The 23,136-nt window shown below is 72.5% G+C and carries 1 protein-coding gene; it reads right to left on the bottom strand.

The window, feature by feature from the left end:
- Positions 1-34: 34 nt before the first annotated feature.
- Entirely contained in the window at positions 35-23,131 is a 23,097-nt protein-coding gene (locus tag AB0L53_RS06750; RefSeq protein ID WP_363991368.1) for a non-ribosomal peptide synthase/polyketide synthase, read from the bottom strand.
- Positions 23,132-23,136 lie beyond the last annotated feature (5 nt).

Raw genomic sequence — 23,136 nt, 5'->3', positions numbered from 1 at the left:
CCCACCTCGGCTCCCACCCGGCCCTCGCACGGCCTCACCGGGTGAGGTGGCGGGCGATCAGCGGGCCCAGGGTCTCCAGAGTGCGGGTGTCCAGCAGTTCGGAATGCCCGCACTCGACGGCGAACGTCCGTAGCTCTCCCCCGACGTACCCGCTCCACTGCTCGGAGGCCGTCCCCACGAACCCCTGCTCCGGTACGGTCGCGTCGACGAAGACCACGTCTCCGGGGAAGACGCCGTACTCGGCCCGCTCCATCAGGCGGTCGCTGGCCAGGTAATTCTCCACCACCCGAGCGATGTGGGCGTCCTCCAGCGCGGCCACGCCGCCGCCCAGATCCCGGACGAACCCGACCGCGTCGGCGATCGACAGCGTGGCCCGCCGCCCTTCCGGCACCTGGCAGCCCATCTCGCTCAGCAGGTCGGCGATCGCCACCGGCCGGCCCCATGCGCCTTCGGGCCTCTCGGCGAAGTCCTTATGCGTGTCGAGCATGCCGAGGAACATGACCTCGCGCCCGCCGGCCGCCAGGCGTACCGCCACCTGGTGGGCGACCGCACCGCCGAACGACCAGCCGAGCAGGCTGACGGGCCCCTCGGGCGCGGTCCGGTCGATCAGCCCGGCGTACTCCTCGACCAGCTCGGGCATCGTCGCCGGCAGGTCGGTAGTACGGCCCAGGAGGGGCGACTGCAGCCCATAGAGGGGTACGTCCTCGGGCAGGTAGCGCTTGAGCCCGGCGAACTGCCAGCTCAGGCCGCTGGCGGGCGGCAGGCAGAACAGCGGTGGCCGGGTGCCGCCTGCCCGCAGGAGCAGCAGCGGAGCCATCGCGTCGCCGGCGGTCGCGGGGTCGCCGGCATGTGCGGCGTCACCGACAGGCCCAGCCTCGCCGATGGACACGGCCTCGCCGACGGTCCCGGCAGGGGCCGCGTCGGCGATGCGCTGGGCGAGGGTGGCGGCCGTGGGTGTCGTGAACAGCTCCGCTACCGGGAGGTCGGCGCCGAGTTCCCGGCGCAGGGCCGCGGCCAGCCGTACCAGCAGCAGGGAGTGGCCGCCGAGGACGAAGAAGTCGTCGTCCACGCCGACCGAGTCGAGTCCAAGTACCTCCGCGATGACGGCGCAGACGGCCGCCTCGGTACGCGAGCGCGGCGCGGCGGGGGTGGTCAGCCGGGCGAAGTCGACGTCCGGCAGGGCCGCGCGGTCCACCTTGCCGTTCGGGGTGAGCGGCAGCTCGTCGACTACCGTCACGACCGAGGGGACCATGTACGACGGCAGGCGCTGGGCGAGGTACTCCCGCAGCGGTGGCGCCGATGAGCCGTCGCTGGTGGTGACATACGCGAGGATGCGGGTTTCGCCCTGCGCGTCCTGGCGGACGGCCACCGCGGCCTGCCGGACCGCGGGATGCCCGGCCACGACCGACTCGATCTCGCCCGGCTCGATGCGGAAGCCGCGCACCTTGACCTGCTGGTCCGAGCGGCCCAGGAACTCCAGCGAGCCATCACCGGTCCAGCGGGCGAGGTCGCCGGTGCGGTAGAGGCGGGCGCCGTGCGTGTACGGATCGGCGACGAACCGGGACGCGGTGAGACCGTGGCGGCCCAGGTAACCCCTGGTGACCTGAGCCCCGCCGAGATACAGCTCACCGACGGCACCGGGAGGCACCGGGCACAGGGCCGCGTCCAGGAGGTGGACCGTGGTGCCCGGCAGGGGACGGCCGATCGTGGGGTGGTCGCACCAGCCGGTATCCACGGCGGCGAATGTCGCCCAGACGGTCGCCTCCGTGGGTCCGTACAGATTCGTCACGCTCCGGGCTCTGGCCGCCAGCTCCCGGGCCAGCGAGGGCGGGAGCGCCTCGCCGCCGACCAGCGCCCGCACGCCGCCGAGGTCGGCGCCAGGTGACTGTGTCAACGCCGACCACAGGGACGGGGTCGCCTGCATGACCGTGACCTGTTCGGCCTCGGCCAGCGCGGCGAGCAGTTGCGGGTCGCGTACCTGCTCCTCCGTGGCCATCACCACGCATCCGCCGGCGCGTAGGGGCGCCATCAGCTCGAGTACGGAGATGTCGAAGGACAGGGTGGTCACGGCGAGCAGGCGATCGGAGTCGCCGATCGGCGCGGCGGCGGTCACGGCGGCCAGGAACGTCTCCAGATCGCGATGGGTGACCACCACGCCCTTCGGCCTGCCGGTGGATCCCGAGGTGTAGATGACGTACGCGGCGGCGTCCAGATCGGGTGAGACGGGGTGGAAGGGTTCCACGTCCGCCTGTCCCCGGCCGAGGTCGATAAGCGACGTGCCGTCAGGCAGGACGGGGAACAGCTCACGCGAGTGCTCGTCGATGACCACGACTGCGGGCCGGGCGTCATCGATCATGAAGCGCAGGCGGTCGGCCGGGAACGCGGGATCGAGCGGCAGGTACGCGGCCCCCGCCTTGGCGACTCCCAGCACCGCCACCAGCAGATCGGCCGAGCGCGGCAGGGCGAGCCCGACCAGGCTCTCCGGACCGGCGCCGAGGTCGGCGAGCCTGGCGGCGAACGCGTTCGAGGCCGCGTCGAGCTCGGCGTAGCTCATCGTCCGACCGCCCGACACGCAGGCATCCGCGTCGGGCACCGCCTTCGCGCGTGCGGAGAACCGCGCGTACCAGGACAGGTCACCCCGTTCCACCGGCCCGCCTGACCGCCACCTGGCGAGGTCGTCGAGGTCGCCCGCGGCGAGTACCGGGATCGTGCCGACCGGCTGTTCCGGCCGGACGGTGAGCTCGCCGAGCAGCACGATGAGGCGGTCGAGCAGGCGCCGCGCGGTGCCATCGTGGAAGCGTGCGGCGTCGTACTCCAGAGTGAGTTCGACCGGCTGTCGCGGGCCGGCGTCGACGAAGGTGAAGTTCAGGTCGACTTTCGGATCGGAGAGATATGAGGGCGTGTCGCCCGTGGGCAGGCCCAGAGCGGCCTCGTGGCCGGTCGGCCGGTGCAGGAAGCCGATCATTACCTGGAACAACGGGTTGCGGCCCTGTTCGCGTACCGGATTGACCACCTCGACGACCTGCTGGAAGGGCACGTTGGCGTGCTCGAACGCGGCCAGGTCGGTCTCGCGCACCCGGCGCAACAGCTCGGTGAAGGACGGCGAGCCGGAAAGGTCGGCGCGAAGTACTACGGTGTTGACGAAGAAGCCGACCAGGTCGTTCAGCACCGCGTCGGCGCGCCCCGAGGTCGGGCTGCCGATCGGGACGTCGGCACCCGCGCCGAGGCGGTGCAGCAAGGTAGCCAGTGCGGCGTGCAGCACCATGAACAGACTCGCCGACTCGGCACTGCCCAGCTCCCGCAACGGGTCGATCAACCCCGGCGAGAGCGGCGCGGACACTTGACCGGCCCGGCGGGCGGCGCGTGCCTGCCGGGGCCGGTCGGCGGGGAGGGGGATCTCGTCCGGTAGGCCGCGCAGGCGCTCCTGCCAGTAGGTCCGCTCGGCGGCGTGCCTGCTGGCCGGATTTCCGGGGTCGCCGAGCAGTTCGCGCTGCCACAGGGCATAGTCCGCGTACTGCACCGGCAGCGGCTCCCACTGCGGGGCATGACCGGCCCGCCGTGCGGCGTAGGCGGTGTCGAGGTCGCGCAGCAGCGGCCGGTCGGACCATTCGTCCATGGCGATGTGGTGCAGGATCAGGGCCAGCACGCTGTCCCCGGTGTCCTGCTCTTGGATCAGGGCGACCCGCAACGGCGGGTCCGCGGCCAGGTCGAAGGGTCGGGCCACCGCCGCCGACACCACGCTCCCGGTCTCGGCGGCCGGGCAGTCCACGACCGCGACTTCGATCGGGGACGGGTCGAGTACGTCCTGGAACGGCTGGTCGTCCATGACCGTGACCAGCATTCGCAGCACCTCGTGCCGCGCCACGACGTCTCCGAGCGCGGCCCGGAGGGCGTCGTGGTCGACGGATCCGCGGAGACGGACGAGCAGCGGGTAGTTGTACGCCGTCGAGGTGGGGTCCAGTTGCTGGAGCAGCCAGAGCCGTTCCTGGGCGGCCGACAGCGGTGGGCGCTCCTGCCGCGGGCGGGAGGTGAGCTCGGGGGGTTCGGTCCCGGCTCGGTCGGCGAGACGGGCGGCCAGGCGCGCGGGTGTTCGCGTGTCGAACAAGTCGCGCAACGACAGCTCGACGCCCAAAGCCGCACGCACCAGCCCGAACAGCTGGATGGCGAGCAGGGAGTGCCCGCCCCGGTCGAAGAAGTCGTCCTCAGCGCCGAACCCGCCGAGATCGCCGAGGACCTCGCCGAACAGTTCGCACAGCCGCCGTTCCAGCTCACCCGCCGGCGCCCTCGAACTCGACGGCAGCGACCGCGGTGCGGGCAGCGCGGCGGTGTCCAGCTTGCCGTTGATCGTCAGCGGCAGCGCCTCCACGACCGCGAAGGCCGACGGCACCATGTACCCGGGCAGCGCCGACTTCAGCTCGCGATGGACGGCCACAAGCAGCGAGTCCTCGTCACCGGGCTCCTCGGGAACGACATAGGCCACCAACCGTTTGCCACCCGACGGATCGGGAACCGCGAGCACCGCGCTCTGGTGCACGCCCGGCCGTGCCGTCACGGCAGCCTCGACCTCCGCCGGTTCCACCCGATAACCGCGGATCTTGACCTGATCGTCAGTACGGCCCAGGAAGTCGAGGTTCCCGTCGGCACGGGCACGCACCAGGTCGCCCGTCCGGTACATCCGCCCACCGGGCACGAACGGATCCGCCACGAACCGCGAGGCGGTCAACGCGTACCGGTCGAGGTATCCACGTGCCAGCCCCGCCCCGCTGATGTACAGCTCGCCGGGCACGCCCACGGGCACCGGGCGTAGAGCGGCGTCCAGCACGTAGCCTCGGGTGTTCCAGATGGGCCGGCCGACCGTGGTGCCCGCGCTGTCCTCGGTGCCCGCGCCGAGGGTGTTGATCGTGTACTCGGTCGGACCGTACAGGTTGTAGCCCGCCACCCCCTCGGCCTCGCTCAGCGCGTTCCACAACGTCTGCGGCACCGCTTCGCCACCGAGCAGCACCAGAGCCGGACGGTACGAACCGGGCGGCCCCCCATACCGTGCGCCGTCAAGCAGACCCTGGTCGAGCAGGTGCTGGGCGTAGGTCGGGGTCACGTTGACGACGTCGACGCGGTGTCGATCGCAGTACGCGACGAGCGCGCGAGCGTCGCGGCGCAGCTCCTCGTCGCAGATGTGCACGTGATGGCCCTCGACCAGCCACAGCAGCTCCTCCCACGACATGTCGAAGGAGAACGAGACCGTGTGCGCGATCGTGAGGATCCGGTTCCCGGCGGCCGCGATCGTGGGGGCGAAGATGGCCTCGCGGTGGTTGAGCTGCATGTTCGTCAGCCCGCGGTACGGCGTGATCACGCCCTTCGGCCGCCCGGTGGAGCCGGAGGTGTAGATGACGTACGCCGGGTGGTCGAGCCGTCCCGGACTGCCGGGCGCGAAGTCGCCCAGCTCGTGGTCCTCGATCGGGTCCGCCGATCCGGTACGCCCGCCGGCGCCGTCCAGGCACAGCACCGGCACGGGATGGGAGGCGAGCCGGGGCGCCACCGCTTCGGTGGTGACCAGCAGGACCGGCCCGGCGTCGGCCAGCATCGCCAGCAGGCGTTCGTCGGGATGGTCCAGTTCGAGGGGAAGGTAGGCGGCCCCGGTGCGGAGAACGGCGAACAACGCGGCCACCATGTCGATGGACCGGGGCACGGCCAGCGCGATGATCCGCTCGGGGCCCGCTCCCCGGTCGAGCAGCAGGCGCGCGAGCTGGTTCACCCGCGCGTCGAGCTCGGCATAGGTCAGTGTCCGCGCGCCTGAGGTGAGCGCGACGGCGTCCGGTGTTCGCCGAGCCTGGGCTTCCATCAGCTCCGCAATGGTCGCAGCACCGATGGGATGGGTGACGGCGTCCCATTCGGTCTCCAGCGCCGCGCGCTCGTACGGGAGGATGACGGGCACGTCGGCCACGGTCGTGGCGGGGTGCTCGGAGAGGTGGAGCAGTACCTGCTCCAGCCGGGACAGCAGCGCTCGCGCCTGCTCCGGCGCGACCACATCGGCGCGGTACTCCAGCCGCACCGCCAGCCGCGCCCCCGGCGTGGCCACCCAGGTGAGCGGGTAGTGCGTGGCGTCCACGCTCCGCACGCCGACGATGCCGTGCTCGTGCTCCAGGTCGGTGAAGGTGTCGTCGTCGAGGAAGTTCTGCAGGACGTACAGGCTGTCGAAGAGCTGGTCATGGCCGGCCGCGCGCTGGATATCGCCCAGGCCGAGGTACTCGTGCGGCATCATCTCCACGCGGTCGGCCTGCACCCGCCGCATGACCTCCAGCGCGGGCTCGCCCGGAGCCAGCCGGACATGGACCGGAACGGTGTTGAGGAAGACCCCGATCACCGAGTCGATGCCGTCCAGCTCGGTCGGCCGTCCGGCGACGGTCGTCCCGAACACGGCCTCCTGACGGCCGGAGGCATGACTCAGCACCATCGCCAGCGCCGTACTGAGCAGCGCATTGAGCGTCACCCCGCCACGGCGCGCCCGGTCGGTGACGCGCCCGGTCTGCTCCCGGGTCAACCGGAATGACAGGCTGGTGGCCAGCACCGGCGCGGTCCCTACGGCCGCCGGGAACAGGATGGTCGGCTCCTCGACCCCGGCGAGCGCCCGCGCCCACGCCCGCGCGGACGCGTCCGTGTCCTGCCGCCCCACCCAGGCAAGGTAGTCGATGAACGTCGCCGTCTGCTCGGTTGGCGGCAGGGCGGGGTGATCGGTGGACGTCGCCGTCTGTTCGGCGGTCTCTGGGGTCGGGCGGTCGTCGCGGGCGAGGGCGTACTGGCCGAACAGCTCGCGCAGCACCAGCTCCCGCGACCATCCGTCCCACAGCAGCAGGTGGTACGTGAGCAGCAGCCGGTCGCGCCCGCCGGGCAGCCGGACCACGGTCAGGCGACACAGCGGCGGCCGGGCCAGGTCGAACGGCCGCCGACGATCCTCCTCCATCAGCACCCGGAGCCGGTCATCGTCGACCGCCCCCAAGCCGTCGTCGGCCGCACCCGAGTCGCCGTAGACCACTTCCGAGTCGCCGGCGGCCACGTCCGACAGGTCAACCACGTCGACCGAGCTGTCCAGCGCGGTCCCGACGAGGGCGACGGGCCGGGTCGTGCCCTCGGCGGTGAAGCCGAGCCGCATGGCCGCGTGCCGGTCGAGCACGGCGGCGTAAGCGCGGCGGAGGGCCGCGACGTCGAGCCGCCCGGCGAAGTCGAACGCGTTCTGCGCAACGTAAACGTCGGCGTCACCCGCGTAGCCCGCCTGGAAGTACAGGCCCTCTTGAAGCGGCGACAGGGGCCAGATGTCCTGTACGTGGATCGGGGCCGCGGCGACCACCCGGTCGATCTCATCGGGGGTGAGGGTGGGGTGGGTGACCGGGGTGGGCCGGGCGGACCGGTCCGTCCCACCCGGCCCGGAGGACGCGGAACCGGAGGACGCGGCGGCCAGCTCGCGGGCGGCCGTCACCCAGCCGTCGGCGAGCGTGTCCACGTCGGCCGCGGCGAGCCCGCCGTCCGCGTAGGTGAACACCGCGTGCAGCTCCGGCCCCGCCGCCGTGTCGTGGCAGGCGACGTTGATCTCCAGCAGGTACGGGGTGCCCAGGTCGGGGTCCGGGTGTACTCGCAGCGCCGTCGCCTCTGGTGCGGAATCCCAGTCGCCGGATCCCCCGGCAGGGAATCGGCCGAGGTAGTTGAAGAGCAACTGGGGTGTTCCCAGCCGGGCGAGCGCGGGCGCGGTGCGGGCGTTGCAGTAACGCAACTGCCCGTACCCCAAGCCCCGGTCCGGGGCGGCTCGCAGTGCCTGATCCACGTCGCCGAGTACGTCTCGGGGGCCACCGGTAACGGCGGGCAGGCGTACGGGGGCGATGGCGGTGAACCACCCCACAGTCCTGGACAGGTCGTCTCCGTCCGCGATCTGCTCGCGCCCGTGCCGCTCCAGGTCGATCACCAGCGGCGCCCCGGACTCACCGCCACGCGCCGCACGCCAGCGCGAAACGGCGAGGTGCAGCGCGGCAACGAGCACAGCGGTCACATCGGCGACGGGGACGGCCGACGCGGTGGTCAGCAGCGGTGCGGCCACCTCGGGGGGCAGATGCACGACGTGGTCCCGGGTTTGGCCTGCTGTCAGGCTAATGGCCGAGGTTGACGGGTCGAGTTCGCCGCCCGGTGCCAGGGTCGTCGTCCAGTGCTCGAACTCGGCGAGCCGGGCCGCCTGGATGGCGTTCTCAGTGATGGACCGTGCGAAGGCGCGCAGGGACGTGCCAACCGGTTCGAGCCGGACGCGGCGCCCGGTGCTCACAGCCTCCCAGCCCTGCCGCAGGTCGTCGGTCAGGATCCGCCACGAGACCCCGTCGACCACCAGGTGGTGCGCGACGAGCAGCAGCCTGCCCTGATGCTCGGGCCCCCGATCGAACCACACCGCCCGCAGTACGTGACCGCCGTCGGGGTCCAGCCGATCGGCGGCGGCGTCGGACTCGGCGGCGACCAGGGCGCGTAGGGCGTCCTCGTCGAGACCCACCGCGTCGACCGAGGTCACGGCGGGATCGGAGGCACCACTGGGACCGGGGATGTCGGCGGCCGGGCGGACCTCCAGGGACCAGAGCAGCGGAGACGGCCGGTGCAGCCGCAGCCGGAGCGCGTCGTGACGCCTGACGAGCGCGTGGATCAGCGCGACGACCTGCTCGTGGGTCGCGCCCGGTGGGGTGAACAGCAGCTCGGATTGGTTCAGCCGGGAGATCCGCCCGCCCAACTCGGCCAGCCGATGCACGATCGGCATCAGCATGACCTCGCCTACCCCGTTGGGTACGACCTCGTCCGGCGCCCGCCCAGATCCGGACGCGAGCTCGTCCGGCGCCCGGCCGGGGCCGGCGTCCGCGCCACCGTGGCCGACCGCCCCAGCAAGCGCGGCCGGAGTGCGGTGGACGAACACGTCCCGGGGGGACAGCCGCAATGACCGGCGCCGAGCCAGGTTGACCAGCTGGATGGCGATGATGCTGTCACCCCCCAGCACGAAGAAGTCGTCGTCGGGGCCCACACCGTCCAGCCGCAGAACCTCCGCGTACAGCGCCCGCAACATAGCCACAGGCGGCCCCCCGGTGTCGCCAACGACGGCGGCCCGAGCGGGCGAAGGGGCGGGCAGGGCAGTGCGGTCGAGCTTGCCGTTCACCGTGAGTGGCAGCGCGTCGAGCGGGACGAACGCCGAGGGGATCATGTAGCCGGGCAGCCTCTCGGCCAGGTGGGCGTGGGCCTCGGCGGCACCGAGACGCGCCCCGTTCCGCACGACCAGGTACGCCACCAGCCGCCGCCGTCCCGGCTCGTCTTCCCGCACGGTGACGGCCGCGTTCACGACGCCGTCCAGCGTGAGCAGCGCGGACTCGATCTCGCCGGGTTCGATGCGGTATCCCCGTATCTTGACCTGCTGGTCGGAGCGGCCCACGTAGACCAGGTCGCCGTCGGGAGTCCACCGCGCGAGGTCGCCGCTGCGGTAGAGGCGGGCGCCGCCGGTGTGTGCCACGAACCGCTCGGCGGTCAGGCCGGGGCGATCGAGGTAGCCGCGGGCGAGCTGATCGCCCGCGACGTAGATCTCGCCGGTGACGCCCGGCGGGACCGGCTGGAGACGGCCGTCGAGCAGGTGTACGCCGAGACCGGGCAGCGGCCCGCCGACGACGCTGTCGCCGCTCGCGTCTTCAGCGTCGGCCGAGGTCAGCGCACGGAACGACACGTGTACACAGGTCTCGGTGATCCCGTACATGTTCACCAGGCGCGGCGCACCGTCCGCGTGACCCTGATACCAGGGCGCCAAACGCGCGAGGTCCAGCGCCTCGCCGCCGAACACCACGTACCGCAGCGCGAGCTCGCCCGGCCGCTCCCGTTCGGCCTCCATCAGCGGGTAGAACGCGGACGGCGTCTGGTTCAGTACGGTCACGCGTTCGCGTCCCAGCAGTGCCAGGAAGCGGCGCGGGTCGCGGGCCACGTCGCGGTCGACGACGACCAGGCGACCGCCGTGCAGCAGCGCGCCCCACAGCTCCCACACCGAGAAGTCGAACGCGTACGAGTGAAACATGGTCCACACATCAGAGGGACCGAAATCGAACAGCTCCCCGGCCGCCGCGAACAGCGACAGCACGTTGCGATGGGTCACCGCCACACCCTTGGGCAGGCCCGTCGAACCCGAGGTGTAGATGACGTACGCCGCATTGTCCGCCGCCGGCGGGACACGGGGCGGCGGGGCGGCGGGGTGGCCCGCGAGGACGTGCGGGTCGTCCAGCAGCATGACCGGCACCGTGACGGGGGGCAGCGAGTCCAGCGTCGCGCTGTCAGTGATCAGGCATACGGGGGCCGAGTCGGCGAGGATGTGGCTCAGCCGTCCGGCCGGGGCACTGATGTCCAGCGGCACGTAGCAGCCGCCCGCCTTCACGACCGCGAGCAGGGCGACAACGAGGTCCGCCGAGCGGGGCAGCGCGACGGCGACCCGCGACTCCGCCCGTACGCCGCCGACGGCCAGCGCGCGGGCCAGCCGGTTGGCGGCCGCGTCCAGTTCGGCGTGCGTGAGCGTTGTGCCGCCCGAGGTGACGGCGATGGACCCCGGCCGGACCGGTGCGGCGGCGTACGCGTCGGCGAGCGTCAAACCGTCCGCCACCAGCACGTCCAGCCGCGAGACCGGCGTGCTCGGCGCGGTGGCCAACTGGTCGAGGACACGTCCCACCTGGTCGAGCAGCCGACGGGCCGCCCGTTCCCCAACCAGCTCGACGTCGTACTTGATCTCCAGCGTCAGCCGCTCCCCAGGAAAGGCCACCAGCGAGACCGGGTAATGCGGCGCATCAGTGCCGGTGAACCCCAGCACGCTCAGCCCATCCCGCACCCCGGCCCGCACAGCGGGGAAGTTCTCCACCACCACCATCGTGTCGAAGAACTCCCGGACCCCCGCCACGGCGGCGAGATCCCCGAGCCCCACCTGCTGAACGTCCAGCAGGTCCGTCTGCTGCTCCTGCAGCCGGGCGAGCACCTCCCGCAGCGTGTCACCGGGACCCCAGGACATCGGCACCGGGACGGTGTTGATCAGAAGGCCGACGATCGACTCGACGCCGGGCAGCTCTCCGCCCCGCCCCGACACCGTGGAGCCGAAAACCACCCGCTCCCGCCCGAGCAGCCTGCCGAGCAGCAGACCCCAGGCCCCGTGCACGAACGTACTGAGAGTCACCCCCTGCTCGCGGGCGGCCTCGACGAGGGCGTCCGTGCGTTCGGCGGACAGCGCGACATGGACGCTGTCGTGCCGGGACACCTTCTGTCCCTCTGCCGCGCCGACCAGGCGGGTGGCGGAGCCGATGCCGGACAGCGCGCGGGCCCACACTTCGCGGGCCCGTACCCGGTCCAGGGCGGCCACCGCCTCGACATGGTCGCGGAACGTCACCGCCGGGGCGGGCAGCTCGTACCCGCTTCCGAACCGGCCGCGCTCGTAGGACTCCAGCAGGTCGCCGAACACCAGCGGGTACGACCAGCCGTCGGCGAGGATGTGGTGCATGGTCTCCACGAGCCGATGTTCGGTGGGACCGAGCGAGACCAGCGTGTAACGCAGCAGGGGCGCGGCCGACAGGTCGAAGGGCTCGGCCAGCTCGGCGGCCGTGACCTCGGCCAGCCGCTCGCTCGCCGCCGCCGCGTCGAGACCGGTCAGGTCCACCTCGCGCCACGGCACGTCCACGGCGCCGGCGATCACCTGGACCACCCGGCCGTCGGCCACATCCCGGAAGCAGGCGCGCAGGGCGTCGTGGCGGTGGACCACCGCTTCCACGGCGCGGCGCAACGCCGTCCGGTCGACCGGGCCGGACAGCTCGGCCACCTGCTGCACGATGTACGTGTCGGTCTGGTCCTCGGCGAAGGACGCGTGGAAGTACATGCCCTCCTGCAACGGCAGCAGCGGGAGGATGTCCTGCACGCCGTCCGGCGCGAGCCGGTCCACGTCACCCTGGGTCAGCTCGACCAGCGGGAAGTCGGAGGGAGTACGCCCGGCGAGCTCGGCGCACCGGGTCAGGGCGGTCAGCGCGGCCATCCACAGCTCCGCCAGCTCGCCCACCTCACCGGCCGTCATGACGCCGGACGGCCAGGACAGCGTGGCCGAGAACACGGTGCCCGCCCGCCCGTCCCGGGCCAGCGCGTTGATCTCCAGCCCCATCGCGGGATTGTTCGGGTGGACGCCTTCGCGCAGCGCGCCGGCCGCCGCCCAGTCCTCGCCCTCGTCGGCGGCGAACCGTCCCAGGTAGTTGAACAGCATCTGCGGCGGTTCGCCCCGAAGGTCCGCCTCGCCGTCCAGATAGCGCAGGATCCCGTAGCCCAGGCCCTGCCGGGGTACGGCGCGGAGCTGCTCCTTGACCCGCTTCGCCGCCGCCGCCAGAGCGGGCCCCGCCTCGGTGACCTCCGCCCAGCTCAACGGTCCGGGGTCGAGGCGTACGGGGTAGATGGCGGTGAACCAGCCGACCGTACGGGACAGGTCCACACCGTCGAGGGCGTCGCGGCCGTGGCTCTCCAGGCTGAGGACCACGGCCGAGCCGGCCGTGTCGCCGCGCCAATGGGCGAGCGCGGCGGCGAAACCGGTCAGCAGGACGTCGTTGACGCCGCCGTGCATCGCGGCGGGCACGGCCGACAGCAGGGCGGCGCTCACCTCGCCGGGCAGCGAGACCGTCAGCGACTCCACGGTCGCGGCCGTGTCGGTCGCGGGGTCGAGCGGGCGCGTACCCAGCAAAGGGTCCTGGGTGGCGAGGACGGCCCGCCAGTGATCGAGCTCGTCGCGGAACGTACCCCGCGCGGTCGCCTCTTCGACCAGCTTCGACCAGGTACGGAAGGAGGTCGGCACCTCGTCGGGCACGGGCTCGCGGCCCGCCCGTACCTCCGTCCAGGCCCGCGCGAGGTCGTCGGCGAGCACCCGCCAGGAGACGCCGTCGATCACCAGGTGGTGGATGACCAGCAGCAGGCGACCCGGCTCCGACTCCGGCTCGGAGGCGAACCAGACTGCCCGCAACATGATGCCGCGATCCGGGTCGAGCAGGTCGGCGGCCTGCCGGGTGGCCTCCTCCACGTCCCCGAGGACGGACTGGGTGAGCGCGTCCGCCGCACTGAATGCCTCCGGTGGCGGCACCGACAGCACCCATTCGGCGTCGCCGTGGCGGTCGAGCCGGGCCCGCAGCAGGTCGTGGCGTTCGCCGACGGCCTGAAGCACGCGTTCCAGCTGCGTGCGGGTCATGTCCGACGGGGTGCGGAAGACCATCGACTGGTAGAAGTGCTCCAGCGGCGTCTCCGCTCGCATGGTCTCGACGAGCATCGGGGTGAGCGCGACCGTACCTTCGCCGTTGTCCCGTGGCCCGACGCTCGGAGCGGCCTGGGGCGCGACCGCGGCGAGCGCCCGTACGGTGCGGCGGCGGAAGACGTCGCGCGGAGTGAGGTGCAGGCCCGCCTTGCGCGCGCGGCCGGTCACGGCGATCGAGGAGATGCTGTCGCCGCCGAGGGCGAAGAAGTCGTCGTCGATGCCGACCTCCGGCAGGCCGAGCACCTCGGCGTAGATGCCGCACAGGGTTCGCTCGCGGTCGTCGCGTGGCCGGTCGCCGCCGCTGACAGGTGCCACGGGCTCGGGCAGCGCGGCGACGTCGAGCTTGCCGTTGACGGTCAGCGGCAGCTCGCCGACGACGCCGTACAGCGCGGGGACCATGTAGCCGGGCAACCGCTCGGCCAGCGCGGCTCGCAAGTCCGCGACTAAGGCGGCCCCCTCGGACCCGTTCGTCGGCACCACGTACGCGACCAGCTTCTTCAGGCCGGTCACCGCCGAGTCGGTACGGGCGATGACCGCGGCCTGCCGGACCTGGGGCAGCGCGGCCAGCGCCGACTCCACCTCGCCGAGCTCGACCCGGTAGCCGCGGATCTTCACCTGGTCGTCGACCCGGCCGAGGAAGTCGAGGTTGCCGTCCGGGCGCTGCCGTACGAGGTCCCCGGTCCGGTACATGCGCCCGCCCGGCACGAACGGATCCGCCACGAACCGCGACGCGGTCAGGCCCGGCGCGTGCAGGTAGCCGTGCGCGAGCCCGGCGCCCGTCACGTAGAGCTCGCCGAGCACGCCGGGGTGGACCGGGCGCAGCCAGGCGTCCAGCACGTACGCGCGGGTGTTCCAGATGGGCCGGCCCACGGTCGGGGTGGCGCTGTCGCGCGTGCCCGCGCCCAGGGTGTTGATCGTGTACTCGGTCGGGCCGTACAGGTTGTAGCCCTCGGCGCCGTCCGGCTCGCTCAGCCTGTCCCAGACGGCCTCGCTGACCGCCTCGCCGCCCAGCAGCACCAGGCGGGGCGGGTGCCCGTCCCGGTCGAGCAGCCCCTCCTCGAACAGGTGGTGGGCATACGTGGGGGTCACGTTGATCACGTCGATGCGGTTCGCGCGGCAGTAGGCGGTCAGCGCGGCGGCGTCCCGGCGCAGCTCCTCGTCGCAGATGTGCACCTCGTGGCCCTCGACGAGCCACAGCAGCTCCTCCCACGACATGTCGAAGGAGAACGACACCGTGTGCGCGATGCGCAGCCGCTCCCGTCCGGCGCTCCGCGCGCGGGCGACGGCCGGGTCGAAGATCTCGGCCCGGTGATTGAGCTGCATGTTGGTCAGGCCCCGGTACGGAGTGACCACGCCCTTGGGGCGGCCTGTGGAGCCGGAGGTGTAGATGACGTACGCCGGATGCTCCAGCCTGCCCGGAACCGTACCGGCGAACGCCCCCAGCTCGGCGTCGCTCAGTGGCTGCGAGGACGGCACGTCGAGGCTGCTCAGCGAGAGTGCGGGCGGTGTGGCCGGCTCGCCATCGAGCACCAGGCACTCTCCGCCCAGCCGCCGCTGCCGCTCGGCCAGCGGTGTGCCCGCGTCGGCGCACACCAGCAGCCCCGGCCGCGCGTCGTCGAGCATCTCGGCGAGCCGGTTCACCGGGTGATCGAGGTCCAGCGGGAGATAGGCGGCGCCCGTACGCAGGACGGCGAACAGCGCGACCACCATCTCGACGCCGCGCGGCAGCCCCAGCGCCACGATCCGACCTGGTCCCGCGCCCTTGGCCAGCAGCAGCCGGGCGCAGCGGTTGATCCGGCCGTCCAGCTGGGCGTAAGTCAGTGACAGCTCCCCGAACACCAGGGCGACCTCGTCCGGGCAACTCCCGGCCCGCTCGGCGAGCAGGTCGGCGATGGTCGCCTCGCCGATCGGGTGCTCCGTGGCCGCCCACTGCCCGGCCAGCTCGGCGCGCTCCTCGTCGAGCAGCGGATCGAGCGCGCCCGCCTGGACCGACAGGCCGTCGGCGAGCGACTCCAGCAGCCGCCTGAAGCGCCGGACCAGCCGCCGCGCATCCGCCTCCGTCACCGCGTCGGGCCGGTATTCGAGCTTGATCCGCAGGTTGGCGCCGGGGGTCAGCACCCAGGTGTAGGGGTAGTGGGTGGTGTCGACGTACTCCACTCCGACGATGCCCTGCTCGCGTTCCAGGTCGGTGAAGGTGGTGTCGGACAGGAAGTTCTGCAGGACGTACAGGGTGTCGAAGAGCTGTTCCTGACCGGCGGCGCGCTGAATGTCGCCGAGCCCCAGGTATTCGTGCGGCGCCAGCCGGATGCGGTCCTCCTGGGCCTGGCGCGCCAGCTCGATCACCGTCATGTCGGGCGAGGCCGTCACCCGGGCCGGGACAGTGTTGAGGAACAGGCCGATCACGTTCTCGATCCCGGGCAGCCCTGCTGGTCGGCCCGCGACCGTCGTGCCGAACACGACGTCGGTGCGCCCGGTCTCGTACCCGAGGAGGAGGCCGAGCGCGGCGGTCAGCAGCGAGTTGAGCGTTACGCCGCCGCGCCGGGCCTGCTCCCCCAGCCGGGTCGTCACCTCGGCCGGGAGCGCGGCCAGGACGCGTTCGGACGGAATCGGCTCCCGGCCGACCGCCTCCGGGACCAGGATGGTCGGCCCGGAGACGTCGGCGAGCACGGCGGCCCAGGCGGCGGTGGAGGCGTCGCGGTCACGGGCGGCGATCCAGGCGAGGTGGTCGGTGAACGCCGCCTGGGTGGGCGGCAACGCGCCGCGCTCGCCTCGGGACTCGTACAGCGCGAACAGCTCACGCAGCACCAGCTCGCGCGACCAGCCGTCCCAGAGCAGGAAGTGGGCGGTCAGCAGCAACCGGTCCCGGCCGCCGGGGAGGCGGATGACGGTCAGCCGGACCATGGGCGGCCGACTGAGGTCGAACGGCTCCTCCCGGTCGGACCGCATCAGCTCCGCAATGGCGTCCGCCCGGTCCGTCTCCGCTCCGGTGGACAGGTCCACGACCGTGGCCTCGGCCGGGACCTCGGCGCCGATGTACTGCACGACACCGGGCACACCGTCGCCGGTGAACCCGGCCCGCAGCGTGGGATGGCGCCGCAGCAGCGCCGCGAACGCCGTGGTCATGGCCTCGACGTCGAGCCGGTGGTCGAAGTCGAACACGTTCTGCGCGATGTAGGTGCCGGCGCCCTCGGAGTAGGCCGCCTGGTAGTAGACGCCCTCCTGGAGGGGCGAGACCGCCCAGATGTCGGCCACCGGAACCGGGCTGTTCGCCACAACATGGTCGATCTCGGCCCGCGTCAGCGACACGGTCGTCAGCTCGGCCGGGTCCAGTTGAGCCCAGACCGGTTGGGCCGCCGGTTCGCTGCCCGCCAGGTGCGCCTCAATGGCGGAGGGGGTGCGCAGGCGGAAGACGTCCTCCGTGGTCAGCTCGATCCCGTCATTGGCGAGCAGGCTGACGACGCGGATGGCGAGGATGCTGTCTCCCCCGGCGGCGAAGAAGTCGTCGTGGACACCGATGCCGTCGAGGCCGAGCACCGTACCGAAGTGCCGGCGGACCAGCGCCTCCCTGGCGGTGCGCGGCAGTCCGCCTCTGGCAATGGGCTCGGGGTCTGGCAGTGCCCGGCGGTCCCGCTTGCCGTTGGGCAGGGTCGGCAGGCGGTCCAGGACGGTCACGGTCGCGGGGACCAGGTAGCCCGGCAGCTCGGCGCGCAGGGTCGCGCGAAGGGCGTTGGGGTCGAGCTCCTCGCCCGGGGCGGGCACCACGTACGCGTGCAGGGAACGCGTGCTTTTGCCGGTGGTGCGTACGGCGACCACGGCGTCGGCCACGCCTGGGCGGCGCATCAGGGCGGCCTCGAGTTCACCCGGTTCGATCCGATATCCGGTGATCTTCACCTGGTCGTCGGCCCGGCCCAGGAACTCGACCCGGCCGTCAGCCGTCCACCTGCCGAGGTCGCCGGTGCGGTAGAGCCGGGCGCCGTCGGTGTACGGGTCGGCCACGAAGCGGGTGGCCGTCACGCCGCCCTGGCTCAGGTACCCGAGAGCGAGCTGAACCCCGCCGACATAAATCTCCCCGACGGCACCGGCCGGAACGAGGTCGAGAGCGGCATCCAGCAGGTAGACCCGCGCCCCGGGCACGGGCCTGCCCAGCGTCACCGGCCCCGCCGGTTCGACCTCGCCCTGGAGTACGTCACCCGCCACCTCGGAAGAACCGTAGGAGTTGACGATCCGGGCACCGGGGGACGCCTGCCGGAGCGCGTTCACGCAGGCCAGATCGAGGGGTTCCCCGCTGCAGATCCAGCGTCTGAGCGCATTGAGCCGCACCGGTTCCGTGTCCGCCAGCGCACCGGCCAGGCTGGGCACGGCGAGCAGCTGGGTCGCCCCGGACCGCTCGACGAGCCGCGCCAGCGCGGCGCCGTCGGTGGCCTCGGTGGCGTCGGCGATGACCGTCGTGGCCCCGGCGACCAGGCCGCCGAGCAACTCCGTGGTGCCGTCGATGAAGCTCAGCGAGCTCTTCGCCACCCGGACGCCGGACTCCCACTCCTGAGCGGCCCAGGCCAGCCGGTTGGCGAGCGCCTCCTGCGTCCCGACGACCGCCTTCGGCCGACCCGTCGAGCCGGAGGTGTACACAACCGAAACGGCATCCCTCGGGCCCGCCCCGGTCTCGTCACGGGTCTCGTTGCCGGACCCGTCATCAGTCCCGTCACCAAGTTTGTCGCCAGTCCCGTCAGCAGTGACGTCTGTGTCGGCGATGGCGTCGGCGGCGGCTCGTACGGTGAGCGTCGGCAGGTCGTGCGGTGGCAGCGACCTGGCGCTCGCCTCATCGGTGAGTACGCACACCGGACGCGCGTCCCCGAGCATGAACTCGATCCGGGCCGCCGGATAGCCGGGATCGACCGGAAGGTAGGCGGCCCCGGCGCGCATGACGGCAAGTAGAGCCACGGCCATGTCCGCCGAACGGCTCGTCGCCACCGCGACCACGTCGCCGCGCCGCACCCCCGCCCGGGTCAGCGTCCGGCCGACTCTCCGGGCGCGATCGTCCAGCTCAGCGTAGGTGAGCACGCGCTCCCCACAGACGACGGCCGTACGCTCCGGGTACTCGGCCACCTGCCGCGCGAACAGCCCCACCACCGTGCTGCCCACCCGAGCCGGGGCACCGGAGCCGACGGCCGTCAGCCGCTCGCGCTCCTCCTCGCTCACCAGCGCCAGCCGCTCGCAGGCCCGCTCGGAGTCGTCGGCGAGGGCGGTCAGCACCATCTCGTACTGGCGGGCCAGCCGGACCGCGGCATCCGCCCCGACCACCCGCCGGTCGTGGGTCAGCGTGACGGCGATCCGCGCACCCGGCTTGGCCATCAGGGTCACCGGGTAGTGCGGCGCCTCGACGGTGTGCACCGCCGCGATCTGTACCTCGCCCGCCGGGGTGGGCTCGGCCGGGTAGTTCTCGATGACCACCAGCGTGTCGAACAGCTCCGGCACGCCCAGCCGCCGCTGCAGCCGGGCCAGCGAGACGTGTTCGTGCTCCACCACCTCACGCCGGTCGCGAGCGAAGCGCCGTACCACGGTGGCGAGGGAGTCCCCGGGCACCCACCGTACCCGCGCCGGAACGGTGTTGATCAGCAGCCCGACCATGGAGTCGATGCCCGCGACGTCGGCCGCCCCGCGGCCGGACACGGTCGAGCCGAACGTCACGTCGGACCGACCGGCCAACCGCCCGACGAGGATCCCCCAAGCGGCGGCGATGACGGCGCCGACCGTCAGCCCGTGCTCCCGCGCCCAGTCACGCACCCGGTCGCCGACATCCGCGGGCAACTCCCACTCGACCCGCCCGAACCCCTCGCCACCCTCGTCGGCGAGCCCGGTTTCTTGGGGGGCGCCCAGCGTGTCGGCGAGCCTGGTCGGCTCCGGCACGTCAGCCAGGACGTCCGCCCATGCCTCGGTCGCCACGTCAGGGTCCTGCGCGGCCAGCATCCGCAGGAATTCCCGGTACCGCGCGGGCGCGGGCAACGCCTCGGACCGTCCCCCGGCCTCGTAGAGCGCCAGCAGCTCGCGCAGGAGCAGCGGCACCGACCAGCCATCGGCCAGGATGTGGTGCACGGTGTGGATCAGCACGTGCCGTCGCTCGCCGAGCCTGAGCAGCGCGTACCTCATGGACGGAGGCCGACCTAGATCGAACGGCGCGGACCGCTCCGCCGCGGCGATGGCGGCCACCCGCGCTGCGACGTCCTCGGCGCCGGTGAGATCCTCCACCCGCCACGGCACCCGCGGACGGCCCGCGATCACGGACACGACCCGCCCATCCCCGACAGTACGGAAGGCCGCGCCCAGGTTGGGATACCGGTCGATCAGCCGGTCCGCCGCCCGCCGCAACCGGTCGCCGTCGAGCGGGCCGGTCAGCTCGATGGTCTGCTGGACGACGTACGGGTCGGCGTCGCGGGAGAAGGTGGCGTGGAAGTAGAGGCCGAGCTGCAGCGGCGACAGGGGAAGCACTTCCCGCAGTTCCGGTGCCGCGGCCTCGATGGCGGCCACGTCGCCGGGCTCCAGGGCGAGGAGGGGGAAGTCCGAGGGGGTGTGCCCGGCGACCGTCTCGCTCGTGGCGATGCCGGTGAGCACTTCGGTCCACAGATCGGCCAGCGCTCGCACCCGTCCGGCGTCGAGCACACCGCCGGGCCAGCTGAACCGCGTCTCCAGCACCGGCCCGTCGGCCGTGTCCACGGCGACCGAGTTGATCTCCAGTACGCGCGGCAGCGGCATTCGCGGGTCACGCCGCTCGACCACGACCTCGGTGTCACCGACGGCCGCCCACGCCTCGGTGGACCCGGCCGCGAACCGCCCGAGGTAATGGAACAGCACCTGCGGCGCCACCGCCAGGTCGGGACGAGGCTGGTCGCCGAGATAACGCAGAGCGCCGTAACTCAGCCCGCGCCCAGGGACCGCGCGGAGCTGCTCCTTGACCGCCTTCACCGCGTCGCCGTACGCGGCGTGGGCCGAGCCCGGATCGAGTACGGCAGGGAAGAGCGTGGTGAACCAGCCGAAGGTACGGGAGAGATCGACGTCCCCCACGGCGTCTTCCTCACGCCCGTGCCCCTCCAGCTCCAGCAGCACCACGGAACCGGCGTCCGGACGGTGTCCGGCCCGCCACCGGCCCAGGGCGATCGCCGCCGCCGCGACCAGCACGTCGTGCACGCCGCCGTGAACGGCCGCGGGCACCGGGCCGAGCAGGCGAGCGGCCACGGGCGAAGGGACCGTGACCGTCAGCGACTCCTCGGCGGCCACCACGTCACGGCTCGGGTCCAGGGGCCGCTCCCCCAGCATCGGGTCCGGCGTGGCCGCGGCCCGCAGCCAGTACGCCTCGTCGGCGGCGAACTCACCCGCGCGGGTACGTTCGCGCAGCAGGGTCGCCCACTGCCTGAATGAGGTGGGTACGCCGGGCAGCGACACCGCCTGCCCGTCGCGTACCGCCGCCCATGCGTGACCGAGGTCCTCCAGGAGCACGCGGAGCGACACCCCGTCCACGATCACGTGATGGATCACCACCACGAGCCGGCCCTGCGCGTGCGGCCCGGCATCCAGCCACACCAGATCGACCATCCGGCCGCCGACCGGATCCAACCGCCGCGCCGCCGCCGTGATCTCACGATCCACCACGAGGTCGAGCCGCGCCGCCGGTGCGATCTCGCCGTCCGGGACGGCCGCCGCCTGCGCCGGGCCGGTCACGTCCACGCGGGTGATCAGCTGTGCCGCCCGGGGTGAGCCCACCGGCTGGACCGACAGGGTCCAGGGGGAGGCGCCGTCTGTCCGTGCCCGTAGCAGGTCGTGGGTGGCGAGTATGGCGTCGACGACGCGTTCGAGCTGTTCGGCCGTCATGCCGGCGGGCGTGCGGACCGTCATCGACTGGATGAACCCGTCCATCGATGGGCCGGTGGCCTGGAGCCACTCGGTGATCGGGGTCGCGGGCACCTCCCCGACGGCACCGGTGGTGGGCCCTGAGGTCGGGGCGACCTCGGTCACCGTGACCGCCAACGCGGCGGGGGTGGGATGGGCGAACAGGTCGCACGCCCGCACCACGAGTCCCGCGCGCCGCGCCTGCCGGACGACGCCGATCGCGACGATGCTGTCACCGCCCAGCGCGAAGAAGTCCTCATCGGCCCCCACCTCGTCGAGGCCTAGGACCCGCGCGAAGATCTCGCAGAGAGCGCGTTCCCGCGACTGGCCCGCGCCCACACCGCGGCCCGACTCCGGCTGGGCGCGGCGACCATCCTCCGGCTCCGGCAGTGCTCGGCGGTCCACCTTGCCGTTGGCGGTGACCGGGAAGTGGTCCAGGACGACGAAGGCGCTCGGCACCATGTACTCGGGCAACCGGTCGGCGCACCAGCGCCGTAGTTCCGCCGCCGGAAGGTCGTCGTGGGAGGTCACGTACCCGATGAGGTGCCGTACGCCCGCCGCGTTCGTACCCACGGTGACGGCCGCCTGCCGGACCCCCGGGTAGGTGGCCAGCACGGCCTCCACTTCCTCCGGCTCCAGCCGCATGCCGCGGATCTTCACCTGGTTGTCCGCCCGCCCCACGAACTCCAGGGAGCCGTCGGCGTTCCAGCGCGCGAGGTCGCCGGTGCGGTACATCCGGGAACCCCCGTCGCCGAACGGGTTGGCCACGAACCGGGAGCCGGTCAGCGCGGGGGCGTTGATGTACCCGCGCCCGAGCAGGAACCCCGCCGCGTACAACTCTCCGACCGCACCCACGGGCAGCGGCTCCAGCCGGTCGTCGAGCACGTAGAGCTGCGTGTGCGGGTTGGGGCGGCCGATCGAGGTCGCGATGCGCTCGGCGGTGTCCCGGTAGATGACGTGCGAGACGCCGATGGTCGCCTCGGCCGGACCGTAGCCGTGGTAGAGGGTGGTGGACAGCCGGCTCCGGAACCGATCGAACAGCTCCGGGGTGAGCACCTCACCGCCGCACCAGACGTGCTTGAGCCCGGACAGCAGCGAGGTCCCGTCGGCCATCTCCAGCAGGGTGTCGAGCATCGACGACACCAGATAGACGAACGTCACCCGCTCCCGCGCGATCAGGTCCAGCAGGTATTGCGGGTCGCGTTCGCCACCGGGCTCGGCGACGACCACGTAACCACCGGAGACGAGCGGCAACAGGATCTCGTTGACCGAGATGTCGAACGACAGCGGCGCCTTGAACAGCGACGCGTTCCCCGGCCCGAACCCGAGGATCTCCTCGACCTGCCACAGCAGCCGGGTGCTGATCGCCTCGTGCCGGATCATCGCGCCCTTGGGCATGCCCGTGGAGCCGGAGGTGAACATCACGTACGCGAGCCGTGCCCCGCTGATGGGCGGCAGCGGCGGCGGCTCGACGGGTTCGCCGCCGTAGCGCCAGGTGCCGAGGTCCACCTCTATGACGGAGTCACCGGTCTCCATGCCGGGGGCGGCGATGACCAGGCCCGCCCCGGCCTCGGCGCGTACCTTGGCTCGGCGTTCCGCGGGCCAGGACGGCTCGACCGGTACGAAGGCGCCGCCCGCGACCATGACCGCCAGCACGGCGACGACCAGCTCCGCGGAGCGGGGCGTGGACACCGCGACGACGTCCTCCGCCCCCAGCCCGCGACCGCGCAGGTGGTGCGCGAGCTGGAAGACGTGCGCACTCAGCTCGGCGTACGTGAGGCGGGCGCCGGGCGCCACCACCGCGAGGGCGTGGGGAGTGCGGTGTACCTGTGCGGTGAACAGGTCGGCGACCGTGGTGATCGTCTCTGGAGTGGTCGCGTTGTTCCACCTGCGCAGTGCCGCAAGTCGCTCGCCTATGCCGTCCGGACGCCCTGGGTTCACGATATTCGCCACGCGAT

The sequence above is a fragment of the Nonomuraea sp. NPDC052129 genome, from assembly GCF_040680095.1.
Classification (GTDB): Bacteria; Actinomycetota; Actinomycetes; order Streptosporangiales; family Streptosporangiaceae; genus Nonomuraea.
The sequence above is the reverse complement of the archived record's forward strand: the minus strand, read 5'-3'. Positions and strand labels throughout refer to the sequence as shown.